Here is a 19,383-nt window from a genome sequence, read left to right as displayed (position 1 = left end):
CGGGACCGATCGGAAAGGATTCTTTCATGTTGCAGATGCGCGTGTATAAGGAGATCGCCAATGTCGAGGCGAAGGTGATGTGGGGGCTGAGCTGGCGTCAACTGGCGGCCGCCGCGTGCATGCTCGTCCTGGGAGGAGGCGAGGCGGCATTGTTCTGGTCGTTGGGGCTGTCCGATCTGGGGTCGTATCTGTTGTTTGTGGTGTGCCTGCCGTTCGCGCTGTGGGGTTGGTGGCGTCCGAAGGGGCTGAAGCCGGAACGGTATCTGGGATACATGCTGCGTCAGCGCTTTGGTCCGAAGGTCTACCTGCTTGCCCCCTATGTTCCCGCGAGGTTTCCCAGCAAACCATCGTTGAAGGAGAAGACCCGTAGACGAATCAGGGGAAGGAAGGCACGTCGTCATGTCTGACATCAGCGGCGGCAAGGCGGTCAAAGGGAACGGCAAGCGACACGGAAAGGCCGGGAACAGGAAAACGGGGAATCGTCGCATGCCTCGTTCGTCGAAGGAGCTGCTTGGCTACGATTCGATGCTGTCCAATGGCATCGCGTTCCTTGGAGGCGACCGGTGGAGCGTGTCGCTGCGAATCAGCGACATCAATTATCAGGTTGCGACCCAGGATCAGCAGCTGGACGTCGTGGACCGGTGGGGCCGTTTCCTGAATTCGGTCGGGGAGAACATGGGCGTGCAGATCACGGTCGCCACGCGCATGTTGGATCCCGAGGAGGTGACGCGCAGCATCGCCATGCCGCTGCAGGGCGATGCGTTGGATGGATTGCGCGGGGACTTCAACCGCAATGTGCGTCGGCGTCTCGCCGGCCGTTCGCAGGGGGCGGTGACGGATAAGTATCTGACGTTGACGTTGCGTGAGCGGGATGGGGAACGTGCGGTCACGTTGCTGAATCGTGCCGCGTTGCGTGCCACGGCGCAACTGCGGTCAGTGGGCGGCTGCGTCGGCGTCCGTTTGGACCGTCAGTCGCGTCTGGCAGTGCTGCACGGGATGCTGCGGCATAGTGTCCGGTTCTCATTCACCGAGGATGGTTTCCTGAAATCGCATGGCATGTCCACGAAGGATTATGTGGCCCCGCTCGCCGTGGACGTGTCGGATCGTCGTCGGCTCCGGTTGAGCTCGGGCACCACGGAAGTATGGCATCAGTGTCTTTTGGTGCGTGATTTCCCGGATTATCTGAGTGATCAGCTGGTGTCGTCCATCACGGACATCAAGGCGGATATCACGGTCGGCATCCATCTGTCTCCGCGGGGCAAGGCCGAGGGGTTGAAGCTCGTGAACCGGACGATCGCCGAGATGGATATGCAGGCCATCGACGAGCGGCGCAAGAACCGCAAACAGCATCTGCCCGAGGACATGCTGCCTCACGAGCTACAGGAATCCATGACCCAGGCGGGCGAGCTGCGCGATGATCTGGAGCATAACGGCGACCGTCTGGTGGATTCCCTCATGATCGTGGACGTGTCGGCGGACAGTCGCGAGCATCTGGACCAGACGGTTCGTGACGTGACGGCTGCGATCGATGGGCAGTCATGCGTGGCCGAGACCTTGGCCTACATGCAGGTGGAGGGGCTGAACTCCGTGCTGCCATTGGGGAATCCTCTGCCGCCGATGCGTCGCACGCTGACCACGTCGAGCGCGGCGATTCTGGTGCCGTTCACGTCGCAGGAGCTGTTCGAGCCGGGCGGGGTGTTCCATGGGGCGAACGCCCGCACCGGCAATCCCTTGGTCATCGACCGCACGAAAGGCATGAACGGCAACGGATTCGTTTTGGGTACGACCGGTTCGGGCAAGAGCCAAGCGGCGAAGAACGAGATAACCCAGATCTATCTGACCCGTCCGGACGATGATCTGATCGTCATCGACCCGGAACGTGAGTTCACGCCGTTGTGCACCGGTCTTGGCGGCGAACGAGTCGAGATCGGGGAATCGTCTCGCGCGCATATCAACGCTTTGGATATCGAGTATGAGGATGATTCCGAAGGCGATCCGATCCGGTCGAAATGCGCGAGCGTGCTGAACATGCTCGGCGTGCTGATCGGAGGACAGGACGGCATCGACCGCATGCAGCGCAGTCTGATCGACCGTACGGTCATCGGCATGTATCGCGAGGTGCGGGAGCATCCCGAACTGGGCATGCCCACGCTCGTCACCCTGCATAATCGTCTCGCGGCTCTGGACGAGCCAGGTGCACGTGATGCGGCGCGAGCATTGGAGATCTACGCGACCGGCAGTCTGAACGCCTTCGCCCATGCCACTGATGTGAACACGTCCAGCCGGTTCCTGGTCTATGACGTTTCCGGTCTGGGAGCGGAGTTGCGCACGTTCGGCATGCTTGTCGTCCTGGATCAGATATGGAACCGGGTCGTCAGGAATCGCCGTCTCGGCCGGCGCACCTGGCTGTGGGTGGACGAGTTCCATCTGCTGTTCTCGAACCGGTATGCGGCCGAATACTTCTTGCGCTTGTACAAGCGCGCCCGCAAATGGGGATTGTGCCCTACCGGCATCACGCAGAACATCGAGGAGCTGCTGACCAACCAGGACGCGCGTCTGATGCTCGCGAACAGCGACTTCCTGCTGTTGCTGAACCAGACCGCCACGGATGCCGACGCCTTGTGTGAATTGCTGAAACTGTCCGATGAACAGCGGGCGTTCTTCACCGGGGTGCAGCCCGGTCAGGGCATGGCCAAGAGCGGCACCGCGTTCATACCATTCGACGGGCGTATCGATGCCGATAGTCTGCTCTACCGCTGTACACCACGAAATTCGAGGATCGGAAGCCCGAATGAGACCCGTCACCTCCGACTCATTCCACGCCACACGCAATCTCGTTCGGCCGAACGGCACGATTCATGGCTTGAAATTCCGTCATGTCGGCGGGCTCTCCCATGGCCCAGTGCTGGCCGGGCTCAAACAGCCACGAACCGCCATCAGGAACAGTGGATCCGAAGCATCGCGCCCGATCGGCACAACAACCGTCAACGCTTTGGAACGTGGTGTGAAGGCAACGCGGTTTGCACTCGAATCACAATCGACACGAACAGAGACCAGCGAGGACGACGACCTGCTGTCACCAACGGTCCCCGCAAGCCGAATACGCGACTGCGTGACCGGCATTATTCGCACAAGACATGCCGCAAGAGGTTCAACGGCGCGTGCCGCGGCGGAAAGAACGGCTTCGGTTCGTACCAAACATGCGAGGCGTTCCGGCAAGACCGTACGATCGGGTGCTCAGGGGACCAAATCTGTTGCCAGAGCTTCGACGCAGGTTGCAAGACAGGTCACACAGGCAGTTTCTCGGACCGTAACGGCAGTGAGGTCCAGTGTCGCAGCATCGGCATCAACTGCGGTCAGCATTCCATTTCTATTGGGCGCGGCGGCGGTGCTGATGGTCTTCAGTCTGCTGCTGTGGTTCATCCCCACCGTTGCCGTCGGAGATGACGGAGGCTGCGAGGCCAGTGTGATCGAAGTCCCGGACGAGGCGAAGCCATGGGTAAGCGAGGCGGCCCGATCAAGCGGATTGAGCGCGGATTTCATCGCGGCGATCATGAAGCAGGAATCCGGTTTCCGACCGGATGCGTATGCCGACGACAGCAACGGCGGAACATGGGGACTGCTGCAGATGAACAGGAGCGTATGGCGCGGCGTGCACCCCGAAGGCGCCGACCAGACACCACCTGAAGGTATTACCGCCCCCATGGTCCACGCCCATTACGGCGGCATATACCTGAAAAACCGTCTGGCAGGCATCAAACAACTCAAAGCCGCGCATCCGGGCATGCCGTTCGCCGAGCTTGACGACCTGACGGCTTTGGTCATCGCCCATAACGCAGGCGAAAGCAATCTCATGAGATACCCGGATATTCCCAACACCACCAAACGGTATCTCGACAACGTGAAGCCGGCAATCGACGCGGGAGGCGGCTGCTCGGCCACGGCAGGACGAACCATCGGCAAGCTCACGCCACCGTTGGTCATACGGTCCGGCACGCTGAACGTGGATGTGGCGGCGACCGGCACGCCCGTAGGCAAGATCACCACCTATGCAACCGGCCAATGCACATGGTGGGCGGCCGCCCGCCGATTGCAGATCGGCAAACCTGTGGACGGTTACATGGGCGACGGCTGGATGTGGGCGTCAAGCGCCAGAAAAATCGGATACCCGACGGGCGGCGGCATACAGCTCGGCGACGTGGCGAGCTTCGCCAAAGGCTATCTCGGCGCAAGCGCCGATTACGGACACGTCGCCATCGTCGAGGAAATCAAGGACGACGGCAGCATCGTCGTCAGCGAATCCGGCGGCGGCCTCCCATACGCATGGCTCAGGACCCTCACCAAGGAACAGGCCAACAATCCCAGCATCACTTACATCCACTAATCCCGAGGGAAAGAAGGAATCATGCGCCGTATCAATCCCAAACTTGATTCATACGAGCTTGCCGATTTGATGAGTGATTCCGACAACTGGGATCTTCTTGCGCAAATCCACGATCATCCCAGTACATGGCCGGAACTCGACCAATGGGCTGCACATGCCATCGCACATCCCGAAACCGCTGGGGCTCCACCGGAACCGATGACAGGCAGGAAGCCCAAGCATCGGTTGTTTCCCATCACACCCGTCATCGACGGTGAGTTACAGCGCGATGTGCGGAACAGTAACGCTCCCGCCTCCGTGCTAGACAAACAGATGGGAATGACGATAGACACACCAATGAGTGTCGGGGAACATGTCGAGGATGATGTGTCCTTGGCGGAATTATCGGCTGACGACGCGGATGAGGTAGCCGTTCATCGGCATATCCCCTTTACCCGCATCGCCGGCATTATGCTCGCTCTGGTCACCGTAACGGGATTAGCCACAGGCCTTGTCATGGCGAAGAAGAACTACGACCATCGGGAAGCGCTCACGTCATGCAATCAAGCAATCAAGCAATCTGACATAGTGCGGATTGAATGGAACAAGGCATTGAAACAGGCGGAACCATATGCGAAGCTCCAGGATAAAGACGTGCGGGATCCCAAATCTTTGGAACTGCTCGGTAAAATCATGCAATATCAATCATCAGTCTCAACGGAGAATTGCGATCCGAGTCTGACGGCCGACCATCTCGATCGCACCCGTGCAGAGATAGAGAAAGCGAACAACCAGCTCAGAATCCAGACCAGGAACCTGCATGACACAGTCGACACGGTCAAGACGTCACAGGAACAACAACAAATCGACAACGCGCGGAGCCTACTGAGCCAAACCATTGAAGACGCCGATAGGCTCTACAAAGAATCTGAGAACAAGGTCAGAGACAACGACACCCGTGCACGGCTCAATGAGCAGATCACCTGTGCACGATTCATGGTGCGCGACCATCAGAATCTTGATGTCTATAACAGAACCATCCAAGACCTCAACGAGGTCATGCAAACCGTTCGGGATTCCATGACGATTGTAGGGAACGAGTATATTTCTGATGCGGGCCGTTCGGATGATTCCACACAGCCGGGCTCAGATTCCCAGTCATCGAATCGACAGTCCGCACCATCATCGGAAGGTTTATCCCGGCCCGTCATGCGAGGCAATCCCACTTGGGACGTACCTGGGCAATCGGCAGCCCCCTCATTCCCCGACCGGCTGGGATAGCATCATCGCTGGCTGTACTGTCATCTTTAGATGACAGTACAGCCAGCTGCGTAAGCAATCGCCCTCTATAGGTGGCAGACTCTATACCGTAAGTAAGAATCAGCGACAGGAGAACCAATATAAGTCCGCTCTGCAACAGTTTCACGTTCCACCAATCAACACGGAGGCATAGACGGGCACTGTGAAATCATTGGTGATTTCGAATCCGTCAGGAAGGAAGTTGCAATCGACGTTAGTCACGATGATTATTCCTACACGAATACATGATGAGGACTACATACACTGCATTAACACCGAGCGAGACAGTGTCATGACAATTCTCGACAGCAAACGTCTCGGAACATGCATCGCAGCATTGGTCCGGCAATAGCCCTACAACCTCAACAATGAAGACGCAAAGGAGCTTTTCATGAGAAAAACAAAAGCGCTATTATGCACGCTGATGACGGTCACTCTCTTCGTCGCCCCTGCAAGTACCGCTTTCGCCGATGGTCCAGCATCGGGTGGAGTTCTTCAGACTGGTTCAAGTTTGGGAATGTTCTGGGTGAAATACAGCCACCCCTTAAGAAGGCACTCAGTCACGATTCAATGCGGTGATACGACGATACGATCGATAACCGCACCTCCCGGGGTATGGGCCGAGGCAAAGGTATCTACATGGTGGTGTTCTCCCCACTACAGCTACCAGTTGGACTAATTTGATCGATCGCGGTGAGGCTTTTCGCATGTATGCGACATAGAAAGGAGGGTAAATCCACTAAACAACAACATGTTATTAACCATATTTCCCAAAAATAAGCATGATTTCAAAGGAGAAAAACATGTTCGATAAAATCAAGAAGCCTGTTGCTGCAGTGCTGCTCACGGTCACCGTTCTGTTTGGCGGAGCGGGAATGGCCTTTGCGGACACCGTGTACTATCAAGGTGTTGCCGTTTCATGGGACCATGGGCGGACCGCAGGCGTGTTCAGTTATTCCAATGTACAAACTAGCCGATTTTCGCATCTCGCCACTGCAAATACCGTTTCTTCTGGATGGCAAGAGCCGGGAGTTCCAGCAAAGGCATTAGCATTCGTCGGAACTGGCCAGGCCACAGCATTTTGGGATTGCCGTGGTTAAGTAGGAAATAATCGGCACGTTTCGCGCTTAATTCTGAATCTTTTCAATTAAGCGCGAAACGTGCTGATCTGTGTTGAAGGGATCACACGCAATGCATAGGTGGCTGCGTTGGACGTCGTATCTAATCGTTTGCATGATGGCGGTGTTGTCGGGCGTGCTGTCGTTGTTTACTCTGAGCGACGGATATCTGGCGGCGATGCGCGCTTATCCGTCGCAGGGACGGGTGTTGTCGTTGACGGACGTGTCTCAGAACCGCTCCGCTAGGACATTGAGCGCTTTGACGAGTGGCGTGGCTCAGACGCGGGCGGTCGTTGTGCGCTCGGATGTGCTACTCTCGCCGGTGGATGGATCCGTAGAAGGGTATCGTCTGGGCGTGTATGGTGACGTGACCGCGCACCCCGATGAGATGGCGTTCCGTTACCAAGGTGCTAATGTACTGGATGCGAAATTGTTGTCGCGTTTGCTTCAATCGGATGCCGATTCGACTCTGGGTTTGGACCGAGTGAGCGCCGACACGATTGTCTCTTTACCGAGCGCAAGGTTCGGTGCACGGCTGGTCGTGGTTCAGTTGGATGCGCTGGCGCGCAGGTCCGGGACAGTCAACGGCGATTATCGAATCATCGGCCTTGACGATGCCGGGTTCCGGTCTTTGGTGCAACAGGTGAGCAAGGCAAGCGGTGTGGATGCAGATCGCTTAACGTCACCGTTACATGGCTCCAGCACAGAGGACAGTTTCATGCGGTTTATCGTGCTTGCATTGCTGGCCGTGGCGGCTGGGGCACTGGTGTTACTGTCGGTATTGGGCGCGTTCCAGGAGTTCTCCCATCTGGGGGTGCATCTGATGTTAGGGTGGTCGCGTTTGGGGTACGCCGCGCGTATATACCGGTCCTTGTTGGTGTGTTCCCTCGTGGTGATGGTGGTGCCGTTTGCTGTGACTTTGTGGGGCATGGAGGGTTTCCCTCTCACCGTGCAATTGGCTGTGTCGGGGTTGACGCCCGGTTTGATAGTGGTCGGCATCGTATTAGCTGCGTCGGCGTTGGGCACGTTGGTGTTGCTGTCGGTGCGCCCAGTCGCGGCGATACGCAACCGTGTATCTAAGAAGGCGCTGCTGGTCGTAATCGCCACGGTGTACGTGTTGGCATCCGTCGGTCTGGTAGCGGGCGCTCATGCGTTGGACGCGCCGATGAACGAGGTCTCCAAGCTCGGCCAGGTGAACGCGCGCTGGAGCCGTTATGATTCGCTCCGTCTCTTGTACAAGGAGTCGCGCGGCACAAACCATACCGAATCGTCGGGTCTGTCCGGCGACCATATGCGCGAGGTATACGACTGGTATACGTCCATCGAAGGTAAAGACGGCGTGTACATCGCCAACGCCCGCCACTTCGACACCGATCTGCTCGCACAATGGAGGGGACTGTACGAGCAGGTGCCCGAGCAGGCGTTCTGGTACTTTATTGTCTCCCCGAACTACCTGAACGACCAAGAATTCGACCTGGATTCGGACACGGCCGCGCGCGCCGAGGCCGGCGAACGGATGTTTCTGATTCCCGACACCATGGACTCCGCGGAGCAGGAGCGCATAAGAGGCTACCTGACCGAGACCAGCATGCAATACAAGGACTGGAACAGCAGCATCCATACCACGTTCATGGATACCGGCAAGATCGGATTCGCCACCTACCATCCGTCCACGCCCTTGTTCACATGGAGCGACGACCTGAGCCAGCCCGCCGAAACCACGGACCCGGTGATCCTCGTGGCCACCGGTGCGGATATGACGCCGTTCGAGGCGGAAAGCCTCGGCGCGACCGGGCTGACGAACAGCTACGTCAAACTCAGCGAGACCGCCGCCCAGCGGTATACGGCAACTACATATCTTGCCCAATACCAGCTGGAGGACAACAACCCGATCTACCGACCCGCCAGCGACTTCATCGCCGGACTGCGCAAAAGCCTGACCGAGTTCATCCAACTGTTCGGCGGCATCGCCTTGCTCGCGGCACTGTTCCAACTGGTCGGCATAGCCACCCTGTGCCGCATCTACGCAGTGACGTACCGGGAGACCATCGCCGTCAAACGACTCCTCGGCTACTCGCTCACGGACATCTTCGCGCCCGCGTTCATCATGGTCGCCGCGGTGTCCACCATGTCGATCCTGGCCACCATATTGCTCGGATCGACCGCAGGCATCGCCGCCACTGCCATGATGCTCGTATCCCAGCTAATCCTGCTTGCCGTCCAGTCCCGCACGTTGTCCTCCGGACAGGTGCAGGCCATGATCAAATCCGAATAAGCTCGCCGCGCGCATGCATACGGCCATCCTTATCGCCAACCCCGCAAAGGAGCATCATCATGAACACGAAACTCGTCGCCGACCACCTCTCAAAAACCTATGGCAGCCGCACTATTCTGCACGACCTATCCTTCAGCGTGAAGGAAGGTACCAGCATGGCCATCATCGGCCCGTCCGGCTCGGGCAAATCCACGCTGCTGAACATCATCGGCCTGCTGGACGCGCCCACCGGCGGCACGATCATGCTCGACGGGCAGCCACTGCCGGGCATCGACAGCCGCAATGCGACCCTGCTGCGCCGCAACAAGATCAACTACCTGTTCCAGTCATACGCACTCATCAATGACATGAGCGCCCTTGACAACGTCACGCTCGGCATGCGTTTCACCCGCGACAGCAATCAGGTCAGACAACGCAAGGCCAAGGCCATGCTTACCCGGCTCGGCCTCGGTCACGTCACAGGCGACAAGATCATGACCCTCTCCGGCGGCGAACAGCAGCGCGTCGCCCTCGCACGATGCATCCTGAAACCCGGCGACCTGATCCTCGCTGACGAACCCACCGGTGCCCTCGACCACGATCTTGCCCAACATGTCTTCGACGAAATGCTCCGACTCCAACACGAATACGGCAAAACCCTCATCATCGTCACCCACGACCCTGGCATAGCCGCACAATGCGATCACGTCATCGAGCTACAGGCGGTTTGACGAGAATGCCGTTATGATATCGCTTTCTTTGATTTGAATGGCGGTATGCCTCTGAGTAGATAGATGCACTGGCCAGTGGGTATGCGTCCGAGTTCGTCCGGGGTGAGGAGTTTGCGTGCGTTCTTGCGGGTGCTGCGTGTCCAGCTGCCGTTGAGGCCTTTGGTTTCGCTGGTTTCGATAACGTCGATGGTCTGGTCTCCGAGCCGGTCGCTGATGTATTTGGTGGTGCTGGGCTCGTTGCCGCCGAGGAAGAGCTGGCTGTCGCAGTTGCCGGCGATGGTCTCCCAGTCATCCCGATAAAGGCTCTTGCCTTGGCTGACGGTCTGGAGGATGATGCTGCAGCTGATGCGCCGGCTTCGTATGGTGGCAATGAGCCGTACAAAGTTGGGGATTTTGCCGATGTTGGCGAATTCGTCGAGCATGCAGTGCACATCGCGGTCGAGCACGCCGTCGGGTTTGGCATCGGCTTTTCGCACAAGCGTTTCGAAGAGACATTGGTAGAAGACGCTGGCGATGAAGGAGAAAGTGGCGTTGGTGTCGGGCAGTTCGAGGTAGATGATGCGTTTGCCTTGGTCGAGGGTTTCGAGCCGGATGTCGTCGCCGTCGAGGATCCGGCGTACCTCGCGCACTTGGAGGGGTGCGAGGTGGACGCCGGTGGTGATGATGATACTTTTCTTGGTTTCGCCGGCGCCTTTGAGGAACGTGTTGTATTGGGCGCATGCGAACGCGAGCCCGTCGAGCATGCTCCGGGTTTCCTCATCGTAGTCGTCGGGGTGTTCTCGCATGCGGTGGATCTCGGTCTGGGCTTCGGCGAAGAGCGCATCAATGATGTATTCCTTGTCTTCGTCTTGTTCGCTGGCTCCCATTCGGTCGAGGGTATCGGTGACCTGGTTGAGGGTGGGGTTGTTTTCGGTGTAGTAGGTCCATGCGATGAGGGCACATAGGAGTGCTTTTTCGGCGTCCTGCCAGAAGTTGTCTCCGGTTTTGCGGTCTCCGGTGGCGTTGGTGACGAGGTTGTCGGTCAGACGCAGGATCGCGGATTGGGGTTCTTCGGAGCCGATGTAGCGCATGGGGTTGAACCGGTCGGATCGGTCGAGGTGGATGAGGTCGAGTGTGTTGACTTGGTAGCCGCGGTCGCGCATGGCGTGTTCCGTGTCGCGTTTGAGTTCGCCTTTTGGGTCGGTGACGGCCCAGTTCATATCCACGGACAATAGATTGGGCTTGACGTAGTAGCGGGTTTTGCCGGAGCCTGATGAGCCGAGCAGGAGCGCGTTGAGGTTGCGCAGGGTGCGTCGCGTGTCTATGGAGAGCCGTTCGGTCTCTGTGAATCGGATGTTGCGGGATTCCGCGGGGTCGATGAATGGTTTGATGTCCTTCGGGGTGCCCCAGTGGGCGGAGCCGTGTTCCTCGCCGCTGCGCAGGTTCAGGCGTGCCGTGTACTTGTATGCCCAGATCAGCAGACCGACGACCATTGCGGCGAGTCCGCACATCAGGTCAGTACGGTTCGCGGACAGGTGGAATGGATGGTACAGATCGAGCCAGAATCTGTCGGACAGGTCGATCACGCTCGTGCCTTCATCCAGGTCGGTGCGTATCTGGTAGCCGATCTTGTCGCCCAGCCAGAACAGCGTGAACAGTCCCATGGCCGCGGGCAGTATGGCTTGCAGGCGTTTCATTGGTTTCCCCTGTCTCTTTCCGCGCCGCCGCGGTGCTGCGTCATGGTTCTTCGCATGTCATTGTCTGCGGGGACGTCGGTCGGTTGCGGGATCCAACTGTTGATGCGGTGTTCGGCGCGGACGCGGATGTTCGTGAGTGTCTGTTCCTTGGTCCATGGCGGATCATCGGCCGTCGGATGCATGACGGCGGTGTCCGCCGGCGAGGGCTCATCTCGTCCTGGCGCCGTCTGTCCGTTTCCCGCGTCGGCGGCGCTGGTGATGTGCGTGAGGCCTTGGCGGTTCTCGATGGTGTCGTCTCCGCCGCACATCGCAGCAAGGATGCGCCCCACGGGTGTTCCCGCATCGTAGATGGTCGGGTTCCCACGTGTGGTTGGAGCGCCGTTGGTTTCCTCGCCTGCGTCGATGATGGTGATTGTTCGCGCCGTGTTCACGGGAGCGCGTCCTTGACGCTGGTGTGCAGGGCCATTTCGTCGGCCAGGATGTAGGCTTCGTCGGCGTTTTCCTCTTCGTGGATGATGCCATGGACGATGAGCCGTCGTCCCTGCAGCGCGCCCTGTTCGTGCAGGTATGCCGCATGGTCTCCGGCCGCATGTACGCGGATGATGAGTGGCGTGTCCATGGTGCCGGCGTTCACGGTCAGGGTTGCCGTCGTTCTGCCGTTGCCGTCGGTGTGGAATCTGGCGTCATCGGTGAGGATGCCACGCGCATAGGCCTGCGGGTATCGGGCGACGCTCATCGGCTTGGCCTGCGTTTTCTGGCGGGTTTGTCGATGTTCGGGGCTTTGCCTTGGACGGCGTTGATGGCGTCTCGGCCGATGGCGCGGGCGTCACGGCCGCCTCCGGTGAGCGCGTCGGATTCGGCGCGGGCTCTGGCCACCCGGACGTGTTTGGAGGCGAGCGTGTCGAGGGCCTGTTCCCGTGCGGCCATGACCCGGATGCTCCACGGGTCCCGGTAGTCGTCGATCGGCTGGCTGATGCGGGTGCGGTCGGGCAGTTCGTTGCGTCGGGTCTTGCGGTCCACCGGGTAGGAGCGGCATGCGGGGTTCGCGGATCGGATGTAGTGGATTGCGGTGGCGAGGTCGGCGATGCGTTCCTCCGCCGTTTTGTCCAGGTCGATGAGCACGCGGCCCTGCACGTGTTGTTCGTCGCATACGGTGCGCGTCCACGTTTCGTAGTCGCGCACGTCAACGGTGTCCCGTTGTTCGCGGTCGTGCTGGTATCGCGTGGCGTCGAACCGGTAGGTGATGTCGTGCGGGTGCACGTCGGCCGACCATTCGGGCAACGGTTCGATGGGGATCTCGCGCAGGGTGACGAGCCGGTACGGTGGTTCGATGTCCCCGTAGGAGCCTTGGGGCTGGAGGATGCCGAAGCCTTCCATACGCAGCTCGTAGCCGAGGCGTTTGAGTTCGTCCTGCAGTTGCCGGTAGGCGGTGTCAAAGGTGGTCATGCTGGTCTCCTCGGTGGCTTATCGGTTGCGGGTCTTCGTCCGGCCCGGCGTGGACGGATGGGCTGTGGGGTCGTCGGCGCGCTGGCTGGCTCGTTGGCGTATGCCGTCGAGCACCGTGTCCCTGCCCTTCGACGTGTTCGGCTCTTCCTCTTTCGCCGATTTGGGGTTGAAGGAGGTGATGGGCGCGGGCAGCGCGTATCCCTGGTCGATCGGGGTGATGCCGTCGGCGGGGTCGAGTTCGCCGGCGGGTCTGGCGCCCATGGTTTCGGCGAGTATCGCGGCGGCGTCGCCGCGCTCGGTCCGGTCGGCGATGATACGTTGGAGGGTGTCTTCCAATCCGGCGCTGATGTCGGTGGAATCGGTGGGCATGATGCACCGGTAGACGGGCGCTCCCCAGTTTGTCGCCGTGCCGGCGAGCGTGTATTCCATGATGCGTTCGCCGGGTTCGAGCAGCGATTCGAGCCGGAACGGTTCCCGTGTTGGCATCTGGTCTGGATTGGCGTGTTCTGCTGCGTGTTCGGCGACGAGTCGGGCGAACGTGGCCGATCCTGAGGGCATGTCGCCGTCCAGCTGGTCGGCCACCGGTTTGACGAGGTCCCGAACCTGTTGGCGCAGGTGTTCGTCATCGGTGTCGTTGGCCTGCATGATGCGTTCGGTGATGCGTTCCGTGCCGTCCGATCGCATCACGTTGTCGTGCGTGTCTCCCCAGCGTTCGATCATCCGCATTGCGTCGGAGACCGTCGGCATCGTGGCGTCGAGGCCGGGCTCGTCATCGGTGTAGGCGTCGATGATCTGCTTGAGTTCCGTGCCGGAATACCGTTTGGTGTCGGGGATGGTGGAATCGAGCAGGAACCCGTGGTCGGCGAGGGTGACGTTGTCGTTGATGACGGCGTCGCGCCCATATTTCGCCACGTCGAAGTACATGCCGTATGGTCCGTCCAGAAGTTTCGCGAGTTCGGTGCTTTGGTTGACGCAATGCCAGCCGTACATCTCGTCCAGGTCGGGCGTGTTCTCCTGCGTGATGCCTTGCGGCGGGTCGTAGGTCATGTATTCGATGTCCTCGGATTGGACGAGCAGGTTCGCCAGTCCGATCGGGTCGTGCACGCCGTTCATGTCGGCCGCCAGCCGTACCGCCTCCAATGCTTCGGGCTGGTCTTGTGTGAAGATCCGGGCGGCTTGTGCGAGCGTGTTCAGGGCGTGGAGGTCTTCGTATTCGCCGGGCCGATAGTCGAGTGCGGCGAGCAAGCCCGTGTATTCGTGGTCGAAGATGCCGTATTCCTCATAGGTGACGCCTCCTTGGCGTCCGATCTCATAGGCTTGCTGTGCGTCGAGCGTCAGTCCTACCTGTTCGGTGAGGAACCGGTCGATCCGCTGCTCGTCCGTGGGCAGGCGCAGCCATCCGCCGATGAGCGCGCCCTCGTTGTATCGGCCGAGGTTGCCTACCCATACGTTGATCGTCAGATTGTCTTCAGCCATCATCGGCTCCTTGTCTGTGTTTGCATCTGCGTTCTTATCTGCGCGGTGGATGGTGTTTGCGTGCGGCGTTCGGCCCTGTCCTTGATGGCGCCGAGTGTCCGGCTCTTGCCGGCCGGCAGGGATTGCTCGGCCGCCTGTTCGGGGTTCTCCGGCCCGGGTGCTGCTGGCGGTTCCTCGCCGGTCCGGGTGCCGGTGGTGGTGACCGGTTTGTTTTCGGCGTGTTGCCTTGTGTAGGCCATGCGTTGCGCTTTGACGGCGCGGCACAGCTGCCATGCGTCGTCGATGCGCATGGTCTCGCGTTGCTCGCCTTTGCCGCGCCACAGTTCCACCGGTTCGCCGGGTTTGAAGCTAACGGTCACGTCGCGCCCGTTCAGTTTGGCGTCCCTCGCATGGTCGGTCAGGAAGCGGTCGAGCTGCCATCCGGTCAGGTCCACGCCGCGGATGCTGGTGCCTTGCGGTATCGCCACGCGCATCTTGTCGAACGTGCGCCCGTCCTTGGAGGTCATCCGGTACAGGTGCACGTAGCTGTTGGGGAAGTTCACGCGTGGCCAGATCTCCTTTGTTCTTCCACCGGCCGCGGGTTGCGTCGCTGCTCGCCGCCGGGCAGGCCGGCGGCCGCCTCGTTCCGTTTCGGCTCCGGGGCCGGGGTATGCGTGTTCCCGGGATGTTCGGGCTGCCATCGCGTCGGCATCTGCATGGCGTCGGGCGTGTTCCATGATCGTGCGGCTTGCGTGCGGATGCGTTGGGCGATCTCGTCGGAGGCCTGGTCGAGGTCAGGCGCGGGGAAGCCGATCGCGGCGTCGGGCCATGCCTGGTTGTGGCGTCGGATCGCGTCATCGACGACCATGCGGGCGACCTGGTCCAGCCGATTGTCCTGCGGCATGCCGGCGGCCGCGTATTGCTCGCCGCGTCGTGCGATGTCCGCCAAGGCCTGCCGGTCGTTGTCGATGAGGTTGTCCATGAGCCAACGCGCGTTGGCTGAAAGCTCGGGCATGGCGGTGCTCCTTTCCGGTCATGGTCGTTGCGCATCCACTCACCGGGTGCGGGTGCGTTGCTTCGAGGGCGCGGTGCGGCGTTGGCCTTCGATGCGTTTGCCGGCCCGCTTGCGGATGTCGTTCAGGGTCTGCTGCTTGGTTTTGGGGCGTCGCACGCCGCCGTCCGGGGCGGGGATGTCCATGCGGTTCCAGTCCAGGCCCCGCGAGCGTGCGGTCAGGGATTCGATCGCGTCGGCGATGCGTCTGGCTTGGCCGGTCGGGTAGGTGAAGCGCACCGTGTCGTCGGCGACCCGTTGCGTGTGGTGGGGTATGTGGAGCCGGTCGAGCTGGTCGGTGATGATCGCGGCGTCACGGTCCCAGGGCACCGTGCGGAAGTCGAACCGGCCGTTCGATGGGGATTCGGCGTCGAAGGCGAGGCGCAGCGCGTCGTCGGATGGTTCGAGGAACGGGTTCGGCTCCTCCCGTTCCGGCGTCGGCGTCGTCTCCGCGGGCGGCTGCGCGTGGTCGGCGCCACCGGGTTCGGGAATCGTGGCGGTCTCCTGTTGGGCGAGTTCCCGGTTGAGGCGTTCGACGATGCGTGAGACGACGTGGTTGACCTCGTCGGCGTCCCTGCCTTGGAAGTGGAGGAAGGTGCGTCCGGTGTCGCGGTCGTGCTCGATGTGGAAGGTGATGCCGGCCTTTTTCAGGTCGTGTTCGAGCTGTCGGGCGTATCGTCCGGTGACTTCCTGCACGTTGATCGGCTCGCCGGTGCGGTGCAGGGTTTTGCCGTCCACCTTGCCGGTGGTCCTGATGCGCCGTAATGTCTCGCCGGTGGCGTGCACGCCGATGCCGAGCAGGTGCAGCGCCTTGTCGAGCCCGTATTTGGTCACGTCGATGATGACGCGTGTGCCTTGTTCGCTGACGCGCATCATGAGTTCCTGTGCTTGGTCCTCGGCCGCCATGGGATTCTCCCGTCATCCGTCGTGGTTCGTTGCGTTCCAGCTTCCGCCGGCTCACCGGTTCCTGCGGCGGACACGATGCCCGTCATCGCGGCGTTGCGCGCGCCGTGCGCCGTTGGAGCGTTCGGAGGTTGGTGTGGTGCGGGCGATGAGCCGGCGCAGGGCGATGGCGTCGGAGGCCAGGCCTCGGGTCTCCTGCTCCTCGATGGCGAGCTGGGCTTCCAGTCCCGTGGCGTCGGCGCCTGATCGTGGTTGTCGGCGATGAGCGCGATCAGGGCGCGCATGTGCTTCGCGTTGCGTTCGACGGAGTCGGTGAGCCGGCCGAGCGTCGCCAATCGGCCGTCGCCTTCGTCGATGACCTGGGCGAGCACCTTGAGCTCGCGCAGGCTGTCGGCGATCCGGTCGCAGGCGATCGCCTGACGCAGCGCGCGCCCGTTCACACCGGTCGTGTCCCGGCCGTCGAACCGTTGCCGGCAGTAGCCCTCCAGTCGCAGCGCGGGCCGTGCGAACCATGCGTACAGGCCCTCGCAGTCCGTTGACCGCACATAGCCGTCGTTCCCGTCGGTGAGTACCTGTCTGACGTCGTCGGACAGGTAGGCGTGCCAGATCCTTCCGTCGCGCACGAGCCGGTCGCACGGTATGGCCAGGTGCAGGCGTCCGTGCGTGCCGGGCACCCGCACGGTCACCGCCGTATCCGTCCGACGGGTGATCATGGCCTCGTGGAAGGTGATCTCGCTGAGCGTGCGCCTGTGGATCTTGCCCATGACGGCGAGCATGTTGTATGCCACGCCCAGTCGCCGGTCTCGGATTCCGCGGGTCTGCCCGCATGGCGTGTAGGTGATGCGTCCGCCGCGAACGGTCACGTTGACGCCGAGCGTCGCAAGTTCGCGGCGGAATCCCGCGAAGTCATGGGCGTTCATGCAGGCCGTGTCGATGCTGGTGCGCAACCGGTCCTTGAGGTTGCCTCCTCTGGCGCTCAGGTGGAGTTCCCCGATCGACGGGGCCACACGCCCGGACTGTTCCGGCATGAGGGTGCGCAGCCCGTATTCGCGGCACAGCCGGTCGCTGATTTTCCGCCATTCGCCCAAGGTCCCTTTCCGCAGACGCAGGGCCTTGCCCGTGATCCGGTCTGCCGGGCAGATGAGGATGTGGTTGTGCATGTGGGACCTGTCGGTGTGGGTGGCGATCACGTAGTCATGCGTGCCTCCGGTGATCTCCCGGACGAACCGTTCCCCGATCAGATGCGCCAATCGGGGCGTGACCTGGTCGGTGGGATCGAACGATTGGATCACATGCAGCGCCAACACGGCCCCCTGCCGGCGTGAACCGCCTTTCGTGGCGTCCAACGCACGTTCGAAGCCGCGGGCGATGGACTCGGCGTCCGCGATGTCATCGCCGACGGTGGTCGAGGCCCACCGGTAGCCGTCGGTCTTGGCCGGGTTCGTCACGTAGGCGATGCTGCGGGCGAGCGTGCTTTTGATCTTGCCGATCTTGACTACAGCCATTCGGGCACCCCTTCGGGGTCAACGTCGGTCTCCACCCGGACGCTCAGGCCCGCGACCAGCCGTTCCGCCTGGCGCAGCTCGTCGAACACGCGCGAGAGCATGGCCAGGTCTGTTTCCCGCGTGGTGTTCGCGTGACGGGCGATCTGGTTGACGTTGTTGCCGATCCTCGCCAGTTGGGCGCTCACGTCATGCAGGTCCGCGGGCACGATGATGTTGACGCGGTGGGCGCATCTGATCCTGTTACGGGCGAACGCCATCCAGCCCACGGGCCTGAGCCCGGTCCGGATGCGCTGACGGTTCTCCACCTTGAGCGAGTCCGCCACCCACCGCCATTCCTCCTCGCTGAACGTGACCGTCTTGCGGATCGTCCGGGAACGGTTGCCTTTCCAGCCCATCGACGCCTCCTCGTATCGGGTTCCACGGGTGTCCCGCGATCGGCCCCGAGCCTCGCGGAGCCGTGCCGGTGTACGTACACCGGCGATGCTTGCTACACACCAACCGCCCCTCCGGGGAGGGGATGGTTGCGCACCGGTCAGTTTCACCTTCGCGCCACGCCATGCGCGGCGGACTCCATGTCACGTTTCGCATGGGGCGCCGGTTCCGTTTCGTGTCCGCCGGCATCATGGCCGGCGTCGTTCTACGATGCGGGGCAGTGAAGAACAATCACCGTGAGGAGACCGTCATGGCGAAGCCGAGGGAACGCAACCGGGCGATGCGCGCCATCGCCGACAACGCATTGGATGCCGAGTTGGAGGCGCTTCGGCGCAAACGCGGCGAACTGTCGCGTTTGGGCATTCTGCTGGACGACATGCGCTGGGCCGCGGAACGATTCCGCGACGCCGCACAGTCGTTCTGCGACGACCATCACATGCCGCGCGCCCAGCTCGTGCGCACGCTCAGAATGGAGCCGAGGGAGACGGGCATGGCGTTCCATGCCGTCACGCCCGACTACGGGCAGGCCAATCCCGCCGACGGTCACAGTGAAATCCATGATGGCGAGGGTTCGGCCGCCGAATCCGACGGCCGACCGGCATCCGCCGCCGATGCGCTGGAGATTGCCCTGACGGAGGACAACGCCGCAACAGAGAATGCGGCTGATGTCGTGGATGCTGACACGTCCGGTTCGATTGGATTGGACCCGGAGGGGTTGCGATTCGGTTTCCCGCGTCCTGGCGGCTACGCTGGATGACATGGCGACATACGGGAGGTGACGGCGATGCCGATGCTGCTGGTGATGCTTGGCCTGTCGCTGGCGACGGGCGTGATACGCATGCTGATGCGGGGCGTGGCCTCGTGCCTTGCCCTGCTCGCGCACCCGTTGCGGCTCGTGGTGTTCCTCGCGAACTCCGTGTTCACGGCATTCGCCATGCTGTCGGGATTGCTCATGCTGGCGTTCCTGCTCATGCATTTCCTCGCCGGCTCGGACGCTCCGGCATTGGACGGCTCGTTCGCGTTGATTGTCGCCGCGTTTCTCACGGCCGTGCTTGCGAGCATGCTCATGGATTGGTGCGACGCGCGGCTCCGACGACGCTCCGCCCGCCACGGCTGAACGCCACCCGCCGCCGCTTGGCTCCGGCAGGTG

Annotated in this window: 20 protein-coding genes; 10 read left to right on the top strand and 10 right to left on the bottom strand. The window is 61.4% G+C overall.

The genetic code is table 11. The annotated features are described in order from the left end of the window. Positions 1–26: 26 nt before the first annotated feature. From BISA_RS11320 to BISA_RS11290, 8 genes are all read left to right on the top strand, one after another. A complete protein-coding gene (locus BISA_RS11320; protein ID WP_033892071.1) occupies positions 27–407 on the top strand; it encodes a PrgI family protein in 381 nt (126 codons plus the stop codon). After that, a complete protein-coding gene (locus BISA_RS11315) occupies positions 400–3,447 on the top strand; it encodes a VirB4-like conjugal transfer ATPase, CD1110 family (RefSeq protein WP_237746162.1) in 3,048 nt (1,015 codons plus the stop codon). The genes BISA_RS11320 and BISA_RS11315 overlap by 8 nt, the downstream gene beginning before the upstream one ends. Beyond that, the gene (locus tag BISA_RS13420; RefSeq protein WP_237746161.1) at positions 3,395–4,384 is read left to right on the top strand and encodes a CHAP domain-containing protein; all 990 of its coding nucleotides are present in this window, start codon (positions 3,395–3,397) and stop codon (positions 4,382–4,384) included. Before BISA_RS11315 ends, BISA_RS13420 begins: the two co-directional genes overlap by 53 nt. 21 nt (positions 4,385–4,405) lie before the next feature. Continuing rightward, positions 4,406–5,644 carry a cyclin family protein gene (locus tag BISA_RS11305; protein ID WP_237746160.1) on the top strand — a complete coding sequence of 413 codons (1,239 nt, stop codon included), beginning with the start codon at positions 4,406–4,408 and terminating at the stop codon, positions 5,642–5,644. Positions 5,645–6,053: 409 nt separating this feature from the next. Then, a complete protein-coding gene (locus BISA_RS13635) occupies positions 6,054–6,341 on the top strand; it encodes a lactococcin 972 family bacteriocin (protein WP_081890130.1) in 288 nt (95 codons plus the stop codon). 124 nt (positions 6,342–6,465) lie between these two features. Beyond that, a complete protein-coding gene (locus BISA_RS11300) occupies positions 6,466–6,762 on the top strand; it encodes a hypothetical protein (RefSeq protein WP_033892070.1) in 297 nt (98 codons plus the stop codon). 289 nt (positions 6,763–7,051) lie between these two features. Beyond that, positions 7,052–9,055 (top strand): hypothetical protein, encoded by a 2,004-nt coding sequence (locus BISA_RS11295; protein WP_156099615.1) that lies wholly within the window; start codon positions 7,052–7,054, stop codon positions 9,053–9,055. Positions 9,056–9,114: 59 nt separating this feature from the next. Further along, the gene (locus tag BISA_RS11290; RefSeq protein WP_033892066.1) at positions 9,115–9,765 is read left to right on the top strand and encodes an ABC transporter ATP-binding protein; all 651 of its coding nucleotides are present in this window, start codon (positions 9,115–9,117) and stop codon (positions 9,763–9,765) included. 11 nt (positions 9,766–9,776) lie between these two features. On the opposite strand, the gene BISA_RS11285 is transcribed toward BISA_RS11290, so the two are convergent. From BISA_RS11285 to BISA_RS11235, 10 genes are read right to left on the bottom strand one after another with little or no spacing between them, the layout of a single operon-like run. Continuing rightward, complete coding sequence (locus BISA_RS11285; RefSeq protein ID WP_033892065.1) at positions 9,777–11,441, bottom strand: VirD4-like conjugal transfer protein, CD1115 family; 1,665 nt, start codon at positions 11,439–11,441, stop codon at positions 9,777–9,779. Continuing rightward, positions 11,438–11,872: a hypothetical protein gene (locus tag BISA_RS11280; protein WP_033892064.1), complete on the bottom strand. Its 435-nt coding sequence runs from the start codon at positions 11,870–11,872 to the stop codon at positions 11,438–11,440. The genes BISA_RS11285 and BISA_RS11280 overlap by 4 nt, the downstream gene beginning before the upstream one ends. Beyond that, positions 11,869–12,177 (bottom strand): hypothetical protein, encoded by a 309-nt coding sequence (locus BISA_RS11275; protein WP_033892063.1) that lies wholly within the window; start codon positions 12,175–12,177, stop codon positions 11,869–11,871. The genes BISA_RS11280 and BISA_RS11275 overlap by 4 nt, the downstream gene beginning before the upstream one ends. Beyond that, complete coding sequence (locus tag BISA_RS11270; protein ID WP_033892062.1) at positions 12,174–12,887, bottom strand: hypothetical protein; 714 nt, start codon at positions 12,885–12,887, stop codon at positions 12,174–12,176. The genes BISA_RS11275 and BISA_RS11270 overlap by 4 nt, the downstream gene beginning before the upstream one ends. Before the next feature lie 18 nt (positions 12,888–12,905). Further along, positions 12,906–14,366: an antirestriction protein ArdA gene (locus BISA_RS12375; RefSeq protein ID WP_081890129.1), complete on the bottom strand. Its 1,461-nt coding sequence runs from the start codon at positions 14,364–14,366 to the stop codon at positions 12,906–12,908. Beyond that, positions 14,363–14,905 carry a hypothetical protein gene (locus tag BISA_RS13415; protein ID WP_237746159.1) on the bottom strand — a complete coding sequence of 181 codons (543 nt, stop codon included), beginning with the start codon at positions 14,903–14,905 and terminating at the stop codon, positions 14,363–14,365. The genes BISA_RS12375 and BISA_RS13415 overlap by 4 nt, the downstream gene beginning before the upstream one ends. Next, complete coding sequence (locus BISA_RS12370) at positions 14,902–15,357, bottom strand: hypothetical protein (protein ID WP_051917562.1); 456 nt, start codon at positions 15,355–15,357, stop codon at positions 14,902–14,904. Before BISA_RS12370 ends, BISA_RS13415 begins: the two co-directional genes overlap by 4 nt. Before the next feature lie 39 nt (positions 15,358–15,396). Continuing rightward, positions 15,397–16,299 carry a PcfB family protein gene (locus BISA_RS11245; protein WP_033892060.1) on the bottom strand — a complete coding sequence of 301 codons (903 nt, stop codon included), beginning with the start codon at positions 16,297–16,299 and terminating at the stop codon, positions 15,397–15,399. After that, positions 16,266–17,801 (bottom strand): relaxase/mobilization nuclease domain-containing protein, encoded by a 1,536-nt coding sequence (locus tag BISA_RS12095; RefSeq protein ID WP_237746158.1) that lies wholly within the window; start codon positions 17,799–17,801, stop codon positions 16,266–16,268. Before BISA_RS12095 ends, BISA_RS11245 begins: the two co-directional genes overlap by 34 nt. Then, the gene (locus BISA_RS11235; RefSeq protein WP_033892059.1) at positions 17,792–18,196 is read right to left on the bottom strand and encodes a MobC family plasmid mobilization relaxosome protein; all 405 of its coding nucleotides are present in this window, start codon (positions 18,194–18,196) and stop codon (positions 17,792–17,794) included. Before BISA_RS11235 ends, BISA_RS12095 begins: the two co-directional genes overlap by 10 nt. Positions 18,197–18,483: 287 nt before the next feature. On the opposite strand from BISA_RS11235, the gene BISA_RS11230 reads away from it, so the two are divergent. Continuing rightward, on the top strand, positions 18,484–18,990 hold the full coding sequence (locus BISA_RS11230) for a hypothetical protein (RefSeq protein WP_152597155.1): 507 nt from the start codon (positions 18,484–18,486) through the stop codon (positions 18,988–18,990). Positions 18,991–19,017: 27 nt separating this feature from the next. Further along, a complete protein-coding gene (locus tag BISA_RS11225; RefSeq protein WP_033892058.1) occupies positions 19,018–19,350 on the top strand; it encodes a hypothetical protein in 333 nt (110 codons plus the stop codon). The last annotated feature ends 33 nt before the right edge of the window (positions 19,351–19,383 follow it).

The organism is Bifidobacterium saguini DSM 23967, assembly GCF_000741715.1.
Taxonomy (GTDB): Bacteria; Actinomycetota; Actinomycetes; order Actinomycetales; family Bifidobacteriaceae; genus Bifidobacterium; species Bifidobacterium saguini.
This window is presented reverse-complemented; position numbering and strand designations above follow the sequence as displayed.

Excerpts from the sequence above, each read along its gene's own strand:
- BISA_RS12375 (WP_081890129.1), bottom strand. The coding sequence starts at position 14,366 with ATGATGGCTGAAGACAATCTGACGATCAACGTATGGGTAGGCAACCTC.
- BISA_RS13420 (WP_237746161.1), top strand. The coding sequence starts at position 3,395 with ATGGTCTTCAGTCTGCTGCTGTGGTTCATCCCCACCGTTGCCGTCGGA.
- BISA_RS11320 (WP_033892071.1), top strand. The coding sequence starts at position 27 with ATGTTGCAGATGCGCGTGTATAAGGAGATCGCCAATGTCGAGGCGAAG.
- BISA_RS13635 (WP_081890130.1), top strand. The coding sequence starts at position 6,054 with ATGAGAAAAACAAAAGCGCTATTATGCACGCTGATGACGGTCACTCTC.
- BISA_RS11275 (WP_033892063.1), bottom strand. The coding sequence starts at position 12,177 with ATGAGCGTCGCCCGATACCCGCAGGCCTATGCGCGTGGCATCCTCACC.
- BISA_RS11285 (WP_033892065.1), bottom strand. The coding sequence starts at position 11,441 with ATGAAACGCCTGCAAGCCATACTGCCCGCGGCCATGGGACTGTTCACG.
- BISA_RS11290 (WP_033892066.1), top strand. The coding sequence starts at position 9,115 with ATGAACACGAAACTCGTCGCCGACCACCTCTCAAAAACCTATGGCAGC.
- BISA_RS11235 (WP_033892059.1), bottom strand. The coding sequence starts at position 18,196 with ATGGGCTGGAAAGGCAACCGTTCCCGGACGATCCGCAAGACGGTCACG.
- BISA_RS11245 (WP_033892060.1), bottom strand. The coding sequence starts at position 16,299 with ATGGCGGCCGAGGACCAAGCACAGGAACTCATGATGCGCGTCAGCGAA.
- BISA_RS11300 (WP_033892070.1), top strand. The coding sequence starts at position 6,466 with ATGTTCGATAAAATCAAGAAGCCTGTTGCTGCAGTGCTGCTCACGGTC.
- BISA_RS11305 (WP_237746160.1), top strand. The coding sequence starts at position 4,406 with ATGCGCCGTATCAATCCCAAACTTGATTCATACGAGCTTGCCGATTTG.
- BISA_RS11315 (WP_237746162.1), top strand. The coding sequence starts at position 400 with ATGTCTGACATCAGCGGCGGCAAGGCGGTCAAAGGGAACGGCAAGCGA.
- BISA_RS11270 (WP_033892062.1), bottom strand. The coding sequence starts at position 12,887 with ATGACCACCTTTGACACCGCCTACCGGCAACTGCAGGACGAACTCAAA.
- BISA_RS12370 (WP_051917562.1), bottom strand. The coding sequence starts at position 15,357 with ATGCCCGAGCTTTCAGCCAACGCGCGTTGGCTCATGGACAACCTCATC.
- BISA_RS11230 (WP_152597155.1), top strand. The coding sequence starts at position 18,484 with ATGGCGAAGCCGAGGGAACGCAACCGGGCGATGCGCGCCATCGCCGAC.
- BISA_RS12095 (WP_237746158.1), bottom strand. The coding sequence starts at position 17,801 with ATGGCTGTAGTCAAGATCGGCAAGATCAAAAGCACGCTCGCCCGCAGC.
- BISA_RS11225 (WP_033892058.1), top strand. The coding sequence starts at position 19,018 with ATGCCGATGCTGCTGGTGATGCTTGGCCTGTCGCTGGCGACGGGCGTG.